The sequence below is a fragment of the Dryocola clanedunensis genome (genome assembly GCF_038405435.1).
Lineage (GTDB): Bacteria > Pseudomonadota > Gammaproteobacteria > Enterobacterales > Enterobacteriaceae > Dryocola > Dryocola clanedunensis_A.
Genome location: NZ_JBBYHZ010000013.1, coordinates 47,285 through 66,046, shown reverse-complemented (window position 1 = coordinate 66,046; position 18,762 = coordinate 47,285). Strand labels below are relative to the sequence as shown.

At 52.0% G+C, this 18,762-nt stretch carries 17 protein-coding genes; 4 read left to right on the top strand and 13 right to left on the bottom strand.

Features of this window, described 5'->3' with window-relative positions; translation table 11 throughout:
* Position 1: 1 nt before the first annotated feature.
* Complete coding sequence (locus AAE045_RS20480) at positions 2-1,129, bottom strand: glycosyltransferase family 4 protein (protein ID WP_455549272.1); 1,128 nt, start codon at positions 1,127-1,129, stop codon at positions 2-4.
* Positions 1,126-2,208, bottom strand: a complete 1,083-nt coding sequence (gene rfaQ, locus AAE045_RS20475) for a putative lipopolysaccharide heptosyltransferase III (RefSeq protein ID WP_455549271.1) — start codon at positions 2,206-2,208, stop codon at positions 1,126-1,128. The genes AAE045_RS20480 and rfaQ overlap by 4 nt, the downstream gene beginning before the upstream one ends.
* Before the next feature lie 151 nt (positions 2,209-2,359).
* Between rfaQ and AAE045_RS20470 the strand changes: the two genes are divergently transcribed.
* Positions 2,360-3,328 carry a polysaccharide deacetylase family protein gene (locus tag AAE045_RS20470; RefSeq protein WP_455549270.1) on the top strand — a complete coding sequence of 323 codons (969 nt, stop codon included), beginning with the start codon at positions 2,360-2,362 and terminating at the stop codon, positions 3,326-3,328.
* A 14-nt stretch (positions 3,329-3,342) separates the two neighbouring features.
* On the opposite strand, the gene AAE045_RS20465 is transcribed toward AAE045_RS20470, so the two are convergent.
* The 6 genes from AAE045_RS20465 to rfaD are packed head-to-tail and all read right to left on the bottom strand — an operon-like array spanning position 3,343 to position 9,558.
* Positions 3,343-4,557 carry an O-antigen ligase family protein gene (locus AAE045_RS20465; RefSeq protein ID WP_455549269.1) on the bottom strand — a complete coding sequence of 405 codons (1,215 nt, stop codon included), beginning with the start codon at positions 4,555-4,557 and terminating at the stop codon, positions 3,343-3,345.
* Positions 4,545-5,468, bottom strand: a complete 924-nt coding sequence (locus tag AAE045_RS20460; protein ID WP_455549268.1) for a glycosyltransferase family 2 protein — start codon at positions 5,466-5,468, stop codon at positions 4,545-4,547. The genes AAE045_RS20465 and AAE045_RS20460 overlap by 13 nt, the downstream gene beginning before the upstream one ends.
* A gap of 13 nt (positions 5,469-5,481) precedes the next feature.
* A complete protein-coding gene (locus tag AAE045_RS20455) occupies positions 5,482-6,576 on the bottom strand; it encodes a glycosyltransferase family 9 protein (RefSeq protein WP_455549267.1) in 1,095 nt (364 codons plus the stop codon).
* Positions 6,577-6,582: 6 nt separating this feature from the next.
* The gene (rfaC, locus tag AAE045_RS20450; protein WP_455549266.1) at positions 6,583-7,560 is read right to left on the bottom strand and encodes a lipopolysaccharide heptosyltransferase RfaC; all 978 of its coding nucleotides are present in this window, start codon (positions 7,558-7,560) and stop codon (positions 6,583-6,585) included.
* On the bottom strand, positions 7,560-8,609 hold the full coding sequence (gene rfaF / locus AAE045_RS20445; RefSeq protein WP_455549265.1) for an ADP-heptose--LPS heptosyltransferase RfaF: 1,050 nt from the start codon (positions 8,607-8,609) through the stop codon (positions 7,560-7,562). Before rfaF ends, rfaC begins: the two co-directional genes overlap by 1 nt.
* 16 nt (positions 8,610-8,625) lie before the next feature.
* Entirely contained in the window at positions 8,626-9,558 is a 933-nt protein-coding gene (gene rfaD / locus AAE045_RS20440) for an ADP-glyceromanno-heptose 6-epimerase (RefSeq protein WP_455426267.1), read from the bottom strand.
* 217 nt (positions 9,559-9,775) lie between these two features.
* On the opposite strand from rfaD, the gene kbl reads away from it, so the two are divergent.
* A complete protein-coding gene (kbl, locus tag AAE045_RS20435) occupies positions 9,776-10,972 on the top strand; it encodes a glycine C-acetyltransferase (protein ID WP_455549264.1) in 1,197 nt (398 codons plus the stop codon).
* A gap of 10 nt (positions 10,973-10,982) precedes the next feature.
* The gene (tdh, locus tag AAE045_RS20430; RefSeq protein WP_455549263.1) at positions 10,983-12,008 is read left to right on the top strand and encodes an L-threonine 3-dehydrogenase; all 1,026 of its coding nucleotides are present in this window, start codon (positions 10,983-10,985) and stop codon (positions 12,006-12,008) included.
* Between the two features lie 59 nt (positions 12,009-12,067).
* On the opposite strand, the gene AAE045_RS20425 is transcribed toward tdh, so the two are convergent.
* From AAE045_RS20425 to gpmM, 5 genes are all read right to left on the bottom strand, one after another.
* On the bottom strand, positions 12,068-12,988 hold the full coding sequence (locus AAE045_RS20425) for a hypothetical protein (protein ID WP_455426264.1): 921 nt from the start codon (positions 12,986-12,988) through the stop codon (positions 12,068-12,070).
* A complete protein-coding gene (locus tag AAE045_RS20420) occupies positions 12,981-14,213 on the bottom strand; it encodes a glycosyltransferase (RefSeq protein ID WP_455549262.1) in 1,233 nt (410 codons plus the stop codon). The genes AAE045_RS20425 and AAE045_RS20420 overlap by 8 nt, the downstream gene beginning before the upstream one ends.
* Before the next feature lie 72 nt (positions 14,214-14,285).
* Positions 14,286-15,233: a divergent polysaccharide deacetylase family protein gene (locus AAE045_RS20415; RefSeq protein ID WP_455549261.1), complete on the bottom strand. Its 948-nt coding sequence runs from the start codon at positions 15,231-15,233 to the stop codon at positions 14,286-14,288.
* A gap of 3 nt (positions 15,234-15,236) precedes the next feature.
* The gene (envC, locus tag AAE045_RS20410; RefSeq protein ID WP_455549260.1) at positions 15,237-16,496 is read right to left on the bottom strand and encodes a murein hydrolase activator EnvC; all 1,260 of its coding nucleotides are present in this window, start codon (positions 16,494-16,496) and stop codon (positions 15,237-15,239) included.
* Positions 16,497-16,529: 33 nt separating this feature from the next.
* Positions 16,530-18,077 (bottom strand): 2,3-bisphosphoglycerate-independent phosphoglycerate mutase, encoded by a 1,548-nt coding sequence (gene gpmM, locus AAE045_RS20405; RefSeq protein ID WP_455549259.1) that lies wholly within the window; start codon positions 18,075-18,077, stop codon positions 16,530-16,532.
* Positions 18,078-18,327: 250 nt separating this feature from the next.
* Here gpmM and AAE045_RS20400 point away from each other — a divergent pair, with 250 nt between their 5' ends.
* Positions 18,328-18,759, top strand: a complete 432-nt coding sequence (locus AAE045_RS20400) for a rhodanese-like domain-containing protein (protein WP_455426259.1) — start codon at positions 18,328-18,330, stop codon at positions 18,757-18,759.
* Positions 18,760-18,762 lie beyond the last annotated feature (3 nt).

The window sequence follows — 18,762 nt, the reverse complement described above, 5'->3', positions numbered from 1 at the left end:
TCTAATCCAGTATGTTTTGATACAGCGAAATAAGTTGCTGCGAAAGTTTTTCCGGTGTGGCATCCCTGACTCGTTCACGTGCATGCACTCCCATGGCGTCGTTCAGGTGACGGGCGGGTACAGCCATCACCGCCTCGGCCAACGCCTTGATATCCAGCGCATCGCAAACATATCCGTTTTGTCCGGTTGTTATAAATTCCGACCCACCGCAGGTCGGCGACGTAATAACCGGTAAACCACAGGCCATAGCTTCAAGGATCACATTCGGAAAGGGATCATAAAGCGTTGGCAGCAATAGTCCATCAGCGGCCTGATAAAATGGCAGCGTATTTTTCTGCATTCCCGTGAAAACCACCCGGTCCTGACACCCCAGAGTTTGCGCCAGCGCCCGGTAGTTCTTTTCTGCTTTATCCTGCCCAACCACAATCAGGTAACGATCTGTACTGGCTATGGCGCGAATAGCGCTGGCCAGGCCTTTACGCTCAAAACCTGACCCCACATAGACCAGCGCTACGGCCTGCTGGGGGATATTCATCTCGCTGCGCCATTTTGCCCGTTGCTCCGGCGTTGCCGGAACGAAGCGGGAGGAGTCAATTGCATTATAGATGACATGTATCTTATTAGCAGGTATAGCAAAATCTTCGATTATTTCCCGCTTCACCATTTCGGCGTTGCAGATAACGGCTTTCAGCTCGGGCGCATGGTACATAGCCCGTTCGGCTTCCATAACATAGCGGTGATAGCGGTCGCGAAGCAACCACTGCTGACGCCATGCGGGAAGAATACGGGCGCGCTGCAACAGCCAGCGGCGATGGACGCCGTCCCCGGCCCGATAGATATCGCATCCTGCGATGCGCTCATGGCTTTGAACCAGATCGAACTGCTCGCGCTGCCACAGCGAGCGGGCCGCGTCGGCAAACCCTTTTTCACGACTAATGCGGCCCCATTTCATGGGATCGCAGAGATGGATGTGCCAGTTTTCCTGCTTCTCACCCTGCCACTGGCGGGTGATGACATTCAGCTCAAGATCGTGGGCGCTAAGCGCCTCCAGCGCACGGGAGACAAAGCGTTCAGCCCCGCCATCAGGGCGGTATTTTTGACGAACGATAGCCAGACGGCAACGTTTCATAATAATTGTCTCCGGGCTGCGGCAACCACGTCATCCACAGGTATCGCGTTGAGGTAGCGTTCACTGGTACTGGTGTTAATTTGGTCGGGGTCCGGAAGCGGGCCGTAGCTGCCAGCCCAGATAACTTCTCCCCTGACCTGCCAGGGGCTCCAGAACGTCAGCTTAGACGGGCCAAACAGAGCAATGCATGGGGTTTGCAGCGCGGCTGCCATATGCATGGGAACGGAATCAACGCCGATAAATAGTTTTGCATGATCGATTAACGCGGCAAGCTGCCGCAGGCTAAGTTCGCCGGCAAGGGAATGAATGCGTTCTGACGGGCATAAGGCGCGGATTTTGTCGATCATCGCTTTTTCGTTTTTATCCGGTCCGGAGGTGAGTATCAGGGTATGCCCGTCCTGCTGAAGTGCGGTTAATGTCGCGGCCATTTTACTCTCATCCCAGCATTTGAAGAACCAGCGTGAGGTTGGCTGAACGACGATAAACGCTGCATCAACATTTTTACTCTGCAGTTTCTCCTGCACCTTCTGCCAGTCTTCCGGGCGATAGCTCATGGTGACATCGTTCACCGGGGAAATGGCCAGGGGGGAGAGAACGGAAAGGTTTTGCTCAACGGTATGCAGTTTTTGATGATCGGCAACCGAGGCAAGCTGGGTGTGGCACTGGTTCCAGAACCATCCCCGGCGCTTATTGAAATCAAAACCGATGCGCGCCGGTGCGCCCGTAAAACGGGTGACTATAGCGCTGCGCCACTGATCGGCAAGGTTAACCACCAGGCTATAGTTCTGCTGGCGTAACGCTTTGAGCAGCTGCCACTCTTTGCATAAATGCTGCCGGGTGCCCAGCTTGCGCCATTTCCGATCAATACCATAAATGTGATGAATGAAAGGGTTTGCGGACAGCATGTCGCGGGTTTCTTCATATAGCAGGACGTCGATCTGCGCCTCTGGCCAGGCCTGATGCAGGGCATTGATAACCGGAGTGGTAAGCAACATGTCGCCGTGATGGCGCAACTTGATGACCAGTATGCGGGTTTGCTGCCCGGCTGCGGGCGTATTCAAGGCGTTATTCATTATCATCTTTAGGTGATTAGCCAATGCCTGATTCTAATAGACCTTGAGTATGGTTGCTACCGTTCGCCGGTGGAGTCGGCGTTTTCCTGGAATCACGTTTGCCCTTAGGTAACGGGCTGCGTAACATGGCGTAAACATCCTGAGCGCAGAGACGGTAATGACTACTCCCGCATTTATCATCACCATTGATACCGAAGGCGATAATCTGTGGCAAAACCACCGGCAGATTAAGACGGAAAACGCACGCTTTCTGCCCCGTTTTCAGACCTTATGTGAGAAGTACGCTTTCAAACCCGTCTGGTTAACCAACTATGAGATGGCGACAGATCCCACTTTCATTGCTTTCGCTAAAGATGTTATTGCGCGGGGGCAGGGCGAGGTGGGAATGCATCTTCATGCGTGGAACAGCCCCCCTGATTATGATTTAACCGGGGATGACTGGCGCTGGCAGCCTTATCTTATCGAATACCCTGATGAGATCCTCCGTAAGAAGGTTGTCTTTATGACAGAGCTGCTTGAGGAGACCTTCAACACCAAAATGCTGAGCCACCGGGCAGGACGATGGGCTTTCGACAGCCGCTACGCCCGTTTGCTGGTGGAACTGGGCTATAAAGTTGATTGTTCGGTGACGCCGCGGGTGAACTGGCGCAATGCGAAAGGATCGCCCGCGGGAACCGGCGGGACGAATTATCAGCAGTTCCCGTCGCAGTCTTACTTTATGGATCTGGACACTATTAGTCAGCCAGGCGTTTCTCCGCTGCTGGAGGTGCCTATGAGCATCCAGTACAAACACGGCGCGCTAATGAATGGCTTCAAGCAAGGCTACGACAGGCTGCGGGGCAAATACCGTAGCCCTTCAGTCAACTGGTTACGCCCATCCGGGGGCAACTCCGCGCAGATGATTGCCGTCGCAGAAAAAACGCTGGCTCAGGGCAATGATTACGTCGAATTTATGCTTCACTCTTCGGAGTTTATGCCCGGCGGCAGCCCAACGTTTAAGGACGAGGGAGATATTGAGCGTCTTTTCGCGGATCTCGAGAAGCTGTTTACATGGCTTGCGGGTCGAACGGTGGGTATGACGCTGGCGGAATATTACGAGATGAAGAAAAAACAGCCGGGTGTTTAGCCCGGCTTTACGTGTCAGTTCGTTTTTCTTTTCTCGTTAAGCATAACGCCGCTGATTCCTATCAGCGACATGTAAAAAAGGATTGCTTCCGAGCTTAGCAGAATTACATCGCTGAGGCCGTAGATGACCATACAATTTATGGTGAACAACAAAGGGATATTTCTTTTTTTGAGCGCAACCCACGCGAGGCTGAAGTAGAACCATAACAAAGTCAGACCACCAAAAATGCCCTGCAATGATAATGTTTCTATTAATTCATCATGAAGGTGGACAGAAATAAAATCCATCGAGGAGACATATTGCGGACGCTCCTTAACATAAGCTTCAGTAAAATCTCTTCTCGCCTCAAATGATTGCCCTAACGGCGCATTTTCGAAATTCTTTAAACCAACGGACCACATTGAAAATCGAGCGCCCAGCGAAGTATTATCTCTACCCTCTTGATAAAGAGAAACTTCATTATATGTCTGAACGATTTTAGGATGAATATAGCGGTTGTATAGCAGGCCAAATGCAATAGCAGAAATAGCACAAACTATGAATATAGATTTAAAATGTATTTTTCTGAAGTGGTAAATGGTCATGCAAGCCAGAATAAACAAATGACAAATAATAGCGGCTCGTGTTCCTGATAGAATTAGTATTACGAATGAAATTATAATGACTATGGCTGCGGCACAGTAATATAGGGTTTTGTCTTGTTTATAAAGTAGATAAATCACAATTATGCTTAAAGTTGAATAAACATAGGCTGCCACTGTTGCACGATTTATAGCCATTTCGACTCTCTGCATTCCATGTAGCGACTGCCATGAGGCGTAGCATGTTGCAGCTATAAAACCAAACCCTAAAACATATAATATAATTTTTCTGTAATTGAGCGGGCGAAGATAATCTGTAAATTGTTTGAGATAGAAAATCATTACCCCACCCAGGACGAGTTTTTTTCCACCATTGAACTGATCGCTATAGAAGTTATAACCACCAGGTTCATGCTCCAGTAAAAAGAACCAGATGAGCTTAACTGCCCCAAGCAATATTACAGGGTAGGCAATATCAAATAATTTGAACTCAACGTTTTTCCTTTCCAGGATCAGACCCAGAATGCTTCCATAGACAGCAATATAATAAAAATCTTTTTGTCGTCCGTTACTTAACAAAGCAAAGGCTATTGAAAGTGCTGCAAAAAAGAAAACGGTAAAATATAACCTCGATTTTATTTTTTCCATAATGTACTCAATGCCTTTTTTTTGTAACTAAAACGGACAAACCTGTTAAAAAAGAATGCTGGGGTATGCGTCATCAGAACATGCTGTTGTACCAGGTTCAGTTGTTCAGCATTATTCAACTTTTTACGATGTTTAATATAAATATCTAACCAATGACAAAGGATGAGTTGTTTGAATTTAGCTGGAAGTATACTTTCCATTTTTGCTGTGCAAATAATTAAGTTACTTATTTTATCCTCGTTTAATAACGATGATAAACTTCCCCTGTGTTTAATGTAATAATAAAGGCTATGATGTTGAAAGTAAATTTCATGCGCATTATTAAGCATGCCAGGAAAAATATAAAAGTCTTCATAACAGGTCATTGGCGGAAATTTATGAGCCAGATACAATTCACGTTTAATAAACTGCCCAATTAAATGCGCCTGAAGATCTTTATGAATAAGAAATCGCCTGATTGCTTCGTTCCGGGTAATTTTTTCAGGGGTTAAGCCGGACCACTGGTAATTTATTTTTTCTCTATTCCATACTTCTTCGAGCTTTGTCAGAAGCAGATCAGGTTTGTTCTCTTTAAGAAATTTAATGATTTCGGTAAGAGCACTTTTTTTTAATAAATCATCACTATCAAGCATGGTGATATAATCACCTGATGATTTCTCTACTGCAAATTGTCTGACTTGACCAATGTTACGATAATCAACTTGATAAGCCTTAACCTGAGCATGCAAATTAGAGAAATCTTGAATTATATCTTGAGTTTTATCTGTTGAACTGTCATTGATTAATATGATCTCTGTACCTGAAAGATCATGATTACAAGCAGCAGTCAGACTTTGTAGGGTGGCTGCTAGTGTGCCTTCACTATTATGTGCCGCAATTATGATACTTAGAAAAACTTTGCTATCAGTCATCTGGGAGCTCATATCAATTGTCGAGTCGATTATTATTATATTGTAGATTGGCGTTAATAAACGTTTTAATGGTTGCTAAATCATTCCCACTCAGCTCAAACAGCTCTTCCTTAGGTTTATCAAAGTAGTACCTTGTCTCAAAGACATAAGAGTTGGTATTCGCATCGTCCCCAATTAGCAAAACATTGCCTAATGGTCGCTGCTCTTTTACACAGCATGGGCCATAAATCAGGATTATTGGCACGCCCACGGCATCAGCTATATAAATATTTCCTGAATCGGATGCGATATAAAAGTCCATTTTACTGATGGCGTGGGGCAAATCTTCGAGTGGAAACTTACCGATCATATCTACCAGGTCATCACGTTCCCCCGTGACCTTAAGTAAGTCATCCAGCCAGACCTGTTCGTTCTTTGAGCCGAAGATGTAATACAGGCAGGGCAAATCCTGTAGCGAGTCGAACAGCCGCTGCCATATTACCGGTGGAATGGTTTTTGCTTTATTTCCAGCGGAGATGCTTAAGCCAATTTTGATGACATCTTTTTTATCAAGTGCCTGGGGATAGTTCACCGGTACTTTTAATGGTCTGGTGGCGTGTTTAGGATGGTCTCGCCAGGTCAGGTTGCGATCCGCCAGCTTAAGGTAATTATCGACGCTTAGCGTGCACTTACCATGTTCTACCACGCCCGTCGCCGTCTGATAAAACAGATATTGATACCAGCGGCGATTATAGGTCGACAGGAACTGTTTATTGGCCGCGTTGCAGGCGGCGGCAAAGAAGAGATTGGTGCTGTTTGGCTGCAGGAGGTAAACGTTCTCGTAACGGTTCATCAACATGAACGCAAAAAGCATCTTGCTCCAGAAATTCTTTTTGTGCTCTTCGATAAGATAAATCTTGTCGATTGTTTCATCGTGGCGGGCCAAAGGCAGTACAGACTTGCTGATTAAAACATCGCTTTTATTGAGATGGGCCAGCAGCGGCGTGACGTTAACAAAATCGCCAATCTTTGCCGTCTGGATCAGCAGGTTACGACCGTTTTTCTTATAGAAAAGTTTCCCCACAAGCTTGCAGGGTAAAAAAAGTATAAAGAGAAGTAGATAGCTCATTAATCGTTATTCTGTGGCCAGGTGATTAATTTTCTGAAGCGCGGAAAACACATCCGCTGCGCTGATGTTTGCCATATTGTTTCCTGCACCAGTGATCTCATGCTGATTTTGTCCGTAGCCACCAATCAGGCCCGGGTCGGTTGGGCCATACAGCGTGATATTTGGCCTGTCTAATGCGGCGGTGAGATGACTCAATCCTGTATCGACTGAGATAACAGCCCGAGCGCCAGCAAGCTGCTTTGCCACTTCTTGCAGAGATAAACGTGGCAACACGTCAACATAGTCAAACCCTTCAGCCAGGCGAGCGGCACGTTCATGCTCATGCGTAGCGCCCCACGGGAGTTTAATACGTAAGCCAGAATTATGCATCAGGTGAATAAGATCTCGCCAGTGCGCTTCCGGCCAGTGCTTCTCGTCCCGCGTGGTGGCATGAAGAAAAACGACATACTGATTCGCATCGGCAGGCGCAACCGCAAGAAAATGCAGGGCGATAGCATAATCGCCCTGCTGATTTGGCTTTAGGTATCCAATGCTTTTCGCGAAAAGTTCCCGGGTTCGTTCCACGGCGTGTTGCCGTTTTGCGATGGCGTGTCGCTTGTTATAGAACAGGCTGGCCAGCGGCTCGCGCGCGCTGCCCCAGTTCATGCCATGCTTGATGCCCCGGGCCTTTCGAGTCACCAGCGCTGCGCTTTTTATCAGCCCCTGGGCGTCAATAACAAGGTCATACTGCCGGGAGCGTAGCGCCTGATAAAAGGATTTACGTTCGGCCTTTATCGGCGCAGAAAACCAGTTTTTACGCCAGCGGCGTATCGCCACGGGCAGGACTTTGTCGACTGCCGGATGCCACGTGGGGATCTGGGCAAAACCCTCTTCAACCACCCAGTCAAAGCGGATGCCTGGGATCGCGTGCATCGCATCTGTTAACGCAGGCAAAGTGTGAAGCACATCGCCCATTGAGGAGGTTTTGACGATCAGCACCCGCATTATGCTTCCGTCCCGGCTTGCAGAAGTTCATTCAATTCAGTCATAACCCGCTCCGGAGCGATATCAATCAAACTCTGGTGATATCCTTCAGCAGCGTCGCCCTTACGGACTTTGTGATAGCCGCTAATCAGGCGAATGACTTTGGCTTTATGCGACAGTGGAGGCGTGAAGTCAGGGCTGCTGGGACCGTAAAGGGCGACCAGCGGTCTGTCCAGCGCGGCAGCAACGTGCATCAGGCCAGAATCATTGCTCACCACCGCTTTACACGCGGCGATAAGGATTACGGCCTGTTCCAGTGCGGTGTCGCCTGCCAGATTCCGGCAGTGCGCCTGCTGAGCGGTAGTTAACGCAGCGACAATATCGCTCCCGGCCTCTTTATCCTTTGCAGAGCCAAACAGGACGACCTGATAGCCCTCATCGATAAGTTTTCCGGCAAGCGTAGCGTAGTGATAGTGCGGCCAGCGCTTTGCCGGGCCGAATTCAGCGCCGGGACAGAAACCGATAATCGGCCGTTCGGCATCGAGGTTAAACGCCATGCAGGCCTGAGCTTTTTCGCTCTCGTTGACCTGCAGCTTCGGCCACATCAGCGGCTGGGGCAGGTCTTTTGCCGACGCCATGACACCTTTGTCATACGCCAGGGCGACATAGCGCTCGACCATCAGTGGCCAGGCCTGTTTATCCAGAACGCGGGCATCGTTAAGCAGGCCGTAGCGCATCTCGCCGCGCCAGCCGGTTCGCTGGGGCACGCTGGCAAAGAAAGGCACTAAAGCGGATTTAAAGGAGTTGGGCAAAACATAGGCCCGATCGTAGCGCCTTTCCCGCAGGCTGTGGCCAAGGCGGCGGCGTTCGCCGATTTGCAGAGCGCCATGGCCCAGCGGCATAGAGAGCGCTTCGTTGACTTCGGGCATGCGCGACAGCAATGGACGACACCAGGCCGGTGCCATCACATCAATTATCGCCTGGGGATAGCGCGCCTTGAGCGTGCGGTAGAGACTTTGCGACATCATCATGTCGCCCACCCATGACGGGCCAATCACCAGTATTTTCATGCGTCAGTCTACCTGCTTATGCGTCACGGTTAAGCCAGGCCATATATTCCGTTACGCCTTCGGCAACGGTTTTAAATGGCTTGTCGTAGCCGGCAGCACGCAGGTTGGTCATATCGGCCTGGGTGAATGCCTGGTAGCGGCCTTTGAGTTTTTCCGGGAAAGGAATGTACTCAATGCTGCCCTTTTTGTGGAATGCCAGCGTCGCATCGGCAACCGCCTGGAAGGACTCCGCACGGCCCGTACCGCAGTTATAGATGCCGGAAACGCCGTTTTGCCAGAACCACAGGTTTACCGCCGCTACGTCGCCGACGTAGATAAAGTCGCGCTTAAAGCCGTCGCTGCCTTCAAACAGTTTTGGGCTCTCGCCGTTGTTCAACTGGGTATTCAGATGGAAAGCCACGCTCGCCATGCTGCCCTTGTGGCCTTCACGAGGCCCATAAACGTTGAAATAGCGGAAGCCGGTAATCTGCGAGTTTGCTTCAGGCAGGATCTGACGGACGTATTCGTCAAACAGGAATTTGGAGTAGCCGTAAACGTTCAGCGGCTGCTCGTATTCGCGGGATTCGATGAAGTTATTATTACGGCCGCCGTAGGTGGCGGCGGAAGAGGCATACAGGAACGGAATTTCACGCTCCAGACAGTAGTGCAGCACCTCTTTGGAGTACTGATAGTTGTTATCCATCATGTACTTGCCGTCCCACTCGGTGGTGGAAGAACACGCACCCTCGTGGAAGATGGCTTCGACTTCGCCGAACTCTTCGCCCGCCATCAGCTGGATTAAGAAATCTTCTTTATCCATATAATCGGCAATGTTCAGGTCAACCAGGTTTACGAACTTGGTACCGTCTTTCAGATTGTCTACCACTAAGATATCGGTATAGCCGTTATCATTCAGTGACTTGATAATATTGCTGCCGATAAAACCGGCACCACCGGTGACAATGATCATAAGCGTAACCTTCATAATTTAGGGGGCTGCGGGGCAGGGTACCCCGCGCGCTAATGGCTCTTATCATACCATTACAATCAAAGACCCGCCTAATCAGACGAAGTTTCTGCCCTTCGTGATTTATCCTGCAAAAATCATAATCCCTGAAGCGTAATCTCGTCTCAACGTATAGGTTTGGGTAATATGTGCCGAAATTTGCCCTGCCTGGAGAATCGCGATGCGCGAAGATTTTTACCAACAGTTAACTTCTCAGCTTGAAACCGCTCGCTCTGAAGGACTCTTCAAAGAAGAACGGATTATCACCTCAGCCCAGCAGGCGGACATCACCGTCGCTGACGGCAGCCATGTGATTAACTTCTGCGCCAATAACTATCTGGGGCTGGCGAACCACCCGCAGCTGATCGAGGCGGCGAAGCAGGGGATGGATAAACATGGCTTCGGCATGGCCTCCGTACGTTTTATCTGCGGCACGCAGGACAGCCATAAAGAGCTTGAAGGCAAGCTTGCCGGTTTCCTGGGGATGGACGACGCTATCCTCTACTCCTCCTGCTTTGACGCCAACGGCGGGCTGTTTGAAACCCTGCTTGGCCCTGAAGACGCGATTATCTCCGACGCGCTGAACCACGCTTCTATCATCGACGGCGTTCGTCTGTGCAAAGCGCAACGCTACCGTTATGCCAACAACGATATGCAGGAGCTGGAAGCTCGTCTGAAAGAGGCGCGTGCGGCGGGCGCTCGCCATGTGATGATCGCTACCGACGGCGTATTTTCTATGGATGGCGTTATTGCCAACCTGCAGGGCGTTTGCGATCTGGCGGATAAGTACGATGCTCTGGTGATGGTGGATGATTCCCACGCTGTCGGTTTTGTCGGCGAAAACGGCCGTGGCACGCACGAATACTGCGAGGTAATGGATCGCGTGGACATCATCACCGGCACGCTGGGTAAAGCGCTTGGTGGGGCTTCCGGTGGCTATACCGCCGGGCGTAAAGAGGTGATTGAGTGGCTGCGCCAGCGCTCGCGCCCTTATCTTTTCTCTAACTCCCTGGCCCCGGCTATCGTCTCTGCATCAATTAAAGTGCTGGAGATGCTGGAAACCGGCGCCGAGCTGCGCGAGCGCCTGTGGGCCAATGCCAGCCTGTTCCGTGAAAAAATGTCGGCGGCTGGCTTTACGCTTGCCGGTGCCGATCACGCCATCATCCCCGTGATGCTTGGCGAAGCGACCGTGGCGCAGAACTTTGCCCGCGAGCTGCAAAAAGAAGGAATTTACGTTACCGGGTTCTTCTACCCGGTCGTACCAAAAGGTCAGGCGCGCATTCGTACGCAAATGTCAGCGGCGCATACCCCTGAGCAAATCGAGCGTGCGGTTGATGCGTTTACGCGTATCGGTAAACAGTTGGGCGTTATCGCCTGAGGGAGCGGTCATGAAAGCATTAGCAAAACTGAAGGCGGAAGAAGGCATCTGGATGACGGATGCCCCGAAACCGGAAATGGGCCATAACGATCTGCTGATCAAAATCCGAAAGACCGCTATCTGCGGCACCGATGTCCATATCTATAACTGGGATGAATGGTCGCAGAAGACAATTCCTGTGCCGATGGTGGTGGGACACGAATACGTCGGCGAAGTGGTAGGCATTGGCCAGGAAGTGAAAGGCTTTAAAATCGGCGACCGCGTCTCTGGCGAAGGCCATATCACCTGCGGCCACTGCCGCAACTGCCGTGCAGGCCGTACTCACCTGTGCCGCAATACCACAGGTGTGGGCGTAAACCGTCCCGGCTGCTTTGCGGAATACCTGGTGCTGCCAGCGTTTAACGCCTTCAAAATTCCGGATAACATTTCCGACGATCTGGCGTCCATCTTCGACCCGTTTGGTAACGCGGTGCACACGGCGCTCTCTTTCGATCTGGTCGGCGAAGATGTGCTGGTATCTGGCGCAGGCCCAATTGGCATTATGGCGGCGGCTGTCGCAAAACACGTGGGTGCCCGCAATGTCGTCATTACGGACGTGAACGATTATCGTCTTGAGCTGGCCCGTGAAATGGGCGTGACCCGCGCGGTAAACGTCAGCAAAGAAAGCCTGAACGACGTCATGCATGAGCTGGGTATGACCGAAGGTTTCGACGTAGGCCTGGAGATGTCCGGCGCGCCGCCAGCGTTTCGCACTATGCTCGACACCATGAACCACGGTGGTCGCATCGCAATGCTTGGGATCCCTCCTTCAGATATGTCCATCGACTGGACAAAAGTCATCTTCAAGGGCTTGTTCATCAAGGGGATTTACGGGCGTGAAATGTTTGAAACCTGGTACAAAATGGCCGCGCTGATCCAGTCAGGCCTGGATCTCTCACCGATTATCACCCACCGTTTCGGCATCGATGATTTCCAGAAAGGCTTTGATGCCATGCGCTCCGGGCAGTCCGGCAAGGTTATTCTGAGCTGGGATTAACGGCGTCTGAATGAACAAAGGCCGGGAAACCGGCCTTTTTGCTGTCTGCGGAAGGTAAATTACTCGCTGGCTTCTTTCTTCTCGGCGTCAGTCAGATAACGCACTTTGCGCGTGTAATCCTGCCCCTTGAACAGCAGCTCGCTGTCCGGCGACGCCAGATATTTCTGCCATTCCGACAGCGGGAAGCCGCCGTGGGCACCGATCACTTCTTTAGGGATGACGGACGGGGTGCCGCCGATGCGTTTGGATACGGGCCAGTTTACCCAGTCACCTAAATTGACCGTTCTGAAGTCCAGCATATCAAGCAGCGCGGCTAAAGGAAGCTGATCCGTTGGCGGCTGGTCATCGGGCATCAGTTCCCATGTGTCCTGGAAAAGGGCCAGCCAAAGCGGGCACAGACGGTGCCAGGTGCTGCGTGTAGCCGCAAGAAAGGCGCTATTGACATGATCTTCAAGGGTGGGGCGAATCGTATCCTGATACCAGGCTGGCGCTTTTCCCTGCGGGGCGTTTGCCAGTTTGGCGATCATTTTTCCCTGGCGGAAGCTTGAATAGAGCGTATTTTCCTCCACTTCAAGGCGCGGCATTTGCAGCAGGTTGAGATCGGAATCAATGATCAGGGCAGCCTCGGTTCTGGCGTGCAGCGGTGCCTGAATTTTAATCAGCCGGCTGCGATAAATTTGCTTAAAGCGGTAGCTGTCGTCTCTTTCAGGTACGTTAAGCGTCACGACTCGGGTTTTGGCCGGTATGCCGATAAAGGCTTCAGCAGGCTGATCGGAGACAATAACAATCTCTTCTAACTGCGGAGCGAAACGGTTGGCAAAAATAGCTGATAACGTTCCTTCTTCAACAAAGTCTTTTCCCACGCAAGGAATGACAGCGGAGGTCACAGGAACCGATTTTGCGCCAGTTGCAGCCTGCGCCAATGGAATATTATGTCGCGCCGTAATATGGCGATACTTTGCATTAAGAAATTTAAACATGATGGGTCCGTGTAGTTTTTACGGCATAAAGAACGGCTTCGACGCCGGCGACATAATGTTCGATAGCGTAACGATCGACGACTTGCTGCCAGGCCCGCTGGGTCATGGCCTCGCGCAGCGTGCTGCCCTGCCAGACGGTTTGCAGGTGGGCAGCCAGAGTAACCGTATCGCCGTAGGGGTAGAGCAGGCCGGTATGGCCTGAATCAATCAGCTCACCCGTGCCGGTCACATCTGAACCGATCACCACTGTTTTTAGGAGCATGGACTCCAGCACCACGCGCGGCAGCCCTTCGCTTTTAGAAGCGAGTATAAACACGTCAAAAGCGGCCAGATAATCCAGCGGATTGTTACGAAAGCCGGTGAAAACTACCCGATCCGCAAACCCGTAGCCGTTTGCCTGCTGCTGCAGCTTCTGGTGCTCCGGCCCCTCGCCGACGAGGATGAGTTTCCATTTAGCATCAGGATGTTGCCGGGAAAATCGCTGTAAAGCTTCAAGCGTATGGTGACTGGATTTCCGGGGGATAAGCGAACCAATGCTGCCAAAAACAAATGTATCATCAGCAATACCCATCGCTTGTTTTATGGTTTTGCCGTCGGGTAAAGGCTGGTGGATATCAATCGCGTTAGAAACGGTCGTACAAAGTGATTTTTCTACGCCGTTACGGAGCAGAACACTTTCAACGGCGTGGGAAACGGCGATGACTTTGCTGGCGATGCGGTTAACCATCCCGGTAATCTGCGGCGTCATGACCGGCTCAATGCGGCAATGCTGCACGACGGCAACGTTCAGGGGTTCGGCTGCCAGATACCCTTCCTGATTTGAACCAGGCTGGTTGTTCATATAAAGGATTTCATAGCGTTCACGCTGGAGCAGTTCGCGGACACGCTTAGCGTTGGGCTGGATACGCCATTGCTTATCAATAATTTCCGCTACTTTCTTGCGCCCGGGACGGCTAAAGAAAACCAGCGAGCGCCCCAGCTCTTTAGCGATTTTGGCCCACAGCGGCTGAGCCGACTGCGGCAGAAAAATGACCGGGATGCCGATGCCGTTGAGCACCTGCCCGATAGTTTCGCCTTCGCCGCGCGCATAGTTGTAGTAGAAGCAGCAGGTGATATCAAACCGCTGGCGGTCGATGCGTTTAAGCAGCTCCAGCATACTGTTGGTGCCGCCTCCCCACTCTTTACCGTTATCTAACAGCAGAATTTTACGCCGTTGTTGCGTCATCGATGCGTGAGTCCCTGAGGCCAAATTTGCCCGGCAGTATAATATGATTGCCGGGCCGATCCATATGAATTATCAGGATTGCGGCGAGCCCGATCCCCATCCCTGCCACTGATTTTTCATGTATTTCATCAGCGTACTTTCACCAATGCTATCGCTAAGCACCGCGAAGTAGGTCGTGGCATACACAGGTTCCAGCGGTTTCTTCGGCTTGCAAAGTTTCACGCCTTTGAAAGGATTATGCAACTGCTCTGCTGGTTTAGCCGGGGCGGCATTATTCGGTCGGGACGTATCCACCTGCGGTTCGTTCAGCAGGCTGCTTGGGCGAACCAGAGCAATGTCCGCAGGCAGGTTATAAACCATCTGCTGCAGAACGCGCACCGTGGTGGGATGCGGGTGGCCGATAGCAATAGCCGAGCCGTTACGGCGGGCCAGCGCGACAGCGCGATTAAACTGAACGCGAATATCCGCTTCGTTCTGCGTGTCGTCGAGGAACACTTTGCGCTTAATCACTTTGACTTTGGTTCCCGCAGCGGCGCGCATCGCCTGGCTATTGCCGATGGTCATGCTGTCGAGGAAATAGAGATTGTACTGATCGAGCGACTGCATCACCTTCTGCATGCCAAACAGGCTGGAGGTCATGGCGCTGCCCATGTGGTTGTTCAGGCCCACGGCATACGGCACCCTGTTCACCGCGTCCCGAATAATCCGCTCTATTTCAGCGCTGCTCATATCCGGGCGCAGGGTATCTTTTTCCAGCGGCTGCTTGCTCAACGGCGCCATCGGCAGGTGGATCAGCACCTCATGCCCGGCATTGTGCGCTTTGGTTGCCATTTCATGGGAGTGCGGGGCGTTGGGCAACACGGCGACGGAGATTTCGGGAGGCAGGGCGATGACCTGATTTTCCTGATGGGGGCGGTAACCGAAGTCATCTATTACAATTGCCAGCTTGCCGGCATAAGCGGGTGCCGCCAGCGCAAGCGCGCAGGCTAGAGAGGAAACAACGTGACGAAACTGAGGCAAAACTTATCTTCCCAACCACGGTTGTGGATTGACTGCCTGGCCCTGGCGACGAATTTCGAAATAGAGTGACGGGCGGCCCTGACCACCACTGTTGCCCACCAGCGCGATGGGCTGACCGGCGCGAACCTGAGTCCCCACGCTGACAAGCGCGCTCTGGTTGTAGCCGTACAAACTCATATCGCCCTTACCGTGTTCAACCACCACAACCAGCCCGTAGCCCTGCAGCCAGTCGGCAAGAATCACACGTCCGTCAGCGATGGCCTTCACTTCCGTGCCTTCACTCGCTGCGATAACGATACCTTTCCAACGTAGTTCACCTTGCAGCTGTTCGCCATAGCGATGCAGCAGAGAGCCACGAACCGGCCAGTATGCCTGGCCGCGCGGTGCGCCAAGACCGCCGGTACGGGAAATTAGCGAGCGTTCTGATTCAGTTGGTTTATAGGTGCTGCCTTTGCTGGTGGCGGCTTTTTGACGTGATTTAACCGCTTCTGCTTCGCGCGCTTCTTTTTCCGCACGCGCTTTGGCAGCGGCGGCGGCACGGGCAATCTGATTTTGCAGACGGGATTCGTTCTGACGCATCTCGCCCAGCTTCTGCTGATCCTGTTGAATGGATGACTCAAGCGTGGCGAGGGTTTTCTTACGCTGATTGCGGGCGTCTTCCAGCTTCGCCTGCTGGGCCTGCCGATCGTAAAGCAGCGTTTGCTGTTCGGTTTGCTTCGCTTCAAGCGTCGCTTTTTGCTCGTCGACTTCCGCTTTGGTCTGCTTTAGCTGGGCGATGGTTTCCTGACGCGCGGCGTTCAGATAACCAAAGTAGGCCTGTAGACGCTGGCCACGCTGGCTCTCTTCCCCACTAAGGATGAGCTGGATACCTGTGTGCTGACCCTGACGAAATGCCGCATCAAGCTGGGCGGCCAGGTTACGCTCCTGAACAGCCTGCTGTTTTTGCAGCTTCATCAGCGAAGCGTTCATGGTATCAATCTGTCGATTCAGGTCGGCCAAGGTATTTTGCGTATCGCGTAACTTGCGGCTGGCTTCGGCAATCGCCTGTTCCTGCGTTTTTAACAGGGCAAGAAGCGTTGCACGCTGCTGCTGCTGCTGGCGAACCGCGCGCTCTTTTGCGGCGATATCTTGCTGAATGGATTTCAGCCGTGCGCTATCGTCAGCATGGCTGGATAAAGGGCATAACAATACGCCAGCGCTAAGCACGCTGGCGTAGAAAATGGGCCTGACGGACAACCGCTTCGGTTTCGTGACCCATGTCATTGAAAAAATCGCCTTTCCCCTCATGGGGTGGGATTATTCCACGATGAACAGCGGCTTGCCAGTCATCTCTTGCGGGATTTCCATGCCCATCAGGCTCAGCATGGTCGGTGCGATATCAGAAAGCTTGCCGCCCTCCACCGCTTTGACGCTGCGCTCGCCGATATAAATCAGCGGAACCGGCAGGCTGGTGTGCGCGGTGTGCGCCTGGCCTGTTGCCGGGTCACGCATCTGCTCCGCATTGCCGTGGTCCGCGGTGATCAGCAGCTGGCCGCCAACATTTTCCACTGCGGAAACGACCTGTGCGATGCAGTTATCCAGCGCTTCAACCGCCGAAATTGCCGCTTCATAAACGCCGGTATGACCCACCATGTCGCCGTTCGGATAGTTACAAATGATGGTGTCGTACTTGCCGCCGTTGATGGCAGACAGTAATTTTTCAGTCAATTCTGCCGAACTCATTTCCGGCTGCAGGTCATAAGTCGCTACTTTTGGCGAATTGATCAGCACGCGGTCTTCGCCAGCAAACGGCTCTTCAACGCCGCCGTTATAGAAGAAGGTCACGTGGGCGTATTTTTCAGTTTCGGAAATACGCAGCTGGGTTTTGTCATGCTTCGCCATCCACTCACCGAAGGTGTTAGTCAGAGAAGCCGGTGGGTATGCGCAGGCAGTTTTAATATCCGCTGCGTATTCGGTCAGCATGATGAAGTCGCCGAAGTTAACCACTTTCTTACGCGCAAAGCCGTCGAAATCTGCGTTAACAAACGCGCGGGTAATTTGACGGGCACGGTCTGCACGGAAGTTCATGAAGATCAGCGCGTCGCCGTCGTTCATGACCGCTTCAGCTTCGCCTTCTGCACGGATGACGGTAGGCTTCACAAATTCGTCGTTTTCATCGCGAGCGTAAGCCGCTTCCAGACCCGCAACCGCCGTTGCCGCCTGATATTCGCCTTTAGCCTGCGTCATCAGGTCATATGCCAGCTCTACGCGGTCCCAGCGGTTGTCGCGGTCCATAGCGAAGTAACGCCCAATAATGGATGCCACGCGGCCTTTGCCCAGCGCCGCAAACTTGTCGGCGAATTTCTTCAGGGAGGACTCTGCGCTGCGCGGTGGGGTATCACGACCGTCCAGGAAGGCGTGCAGATAGATAGCTTCTGCGCCGCGCTCAGCCGCCAGTTCAATCATCGCGAGGATATGTTCTTCGTGGCTGTGAACGCCACCGGCAGAAGCCAGGCCCATGATGTGAACCGCTTTGCCAGCCGCAACGGCTTTGTCTACCGCCGCAGTCAGAACCGGGTTAGCGAAGAAAGTACGTTCTTTAATTTCAACATCCAGACGGGTCAGATCCTGATAAACAATACGGCCTGCGCCGAGGTTGACGTGACCGACTTCTGAGTTACCCATCTGCCCGTCTGGCAGGCCTACTTCCAGGCCGGATGCGTTGATCAGGGTGTGTGGGCGCTGGTTCCACAGGTTATCCATAACCGGGGTTTTAGCATTCAGAATGGCGTTATCCTGCTGCTCTTCACGATGGCCATAGCCATCAAGAATCACCAGAACCATAGGTTTTTTAGTAGCCGACATTGCGAGAACCTCTAAGTCAAAGACAAAAAATTTGCGTAATTTTACTACAGCCGTCACAGAAAAATAGCCGCAGAAGATCAAAGAAACAGACGGGATCGTGACAGGTTTTTTACCGGGGAGGGCATTTTTTTCGTAACAGCACGCAGAATCCACAATACATCATGCTGACTGGCTGTAATTGCCACAATGCGAAGGTATACTCCTTGCCTGGTTTTTTTCATCTTTACTCAGTCGGGAGTTATTACCCCCCATGCAAGAAATTATGCAATTCGTTGGTCGTCATCCCATACTTAGTCTGGCGTGGGTTGGTTTGCTGGCCGCTGTGCTTGTCATGACCTTCAAAGGCTTAACCTCAAAGGTGAAAGTGATCACCCGGGGTGAAGCAACGCGCTTAATCAATAAAGAAGATGCCGTTGTGGTCGATGTGCGTCAGCGCGACGACTACCGTAAAGGCCATATCGCGAGCTCCCTGAACGTACCGCAGAGCGATATCAAAAGCGGCAACTTCGGCGAGCTGGAAAAGCACAAGGCTAAACCCGTTATTGTGGTTTGTGGCAACGGCGTTTCTTCCCAGGAATCCGCGCAGCTGCTGATAAAAGCCGGTTTTGAGCAGGTGACCTTGCTCAAGGAAGGCATTGCAGGCTGGAGCGGTGAAAACCTGCCGCTGGTTCGCGGTAAATAATCT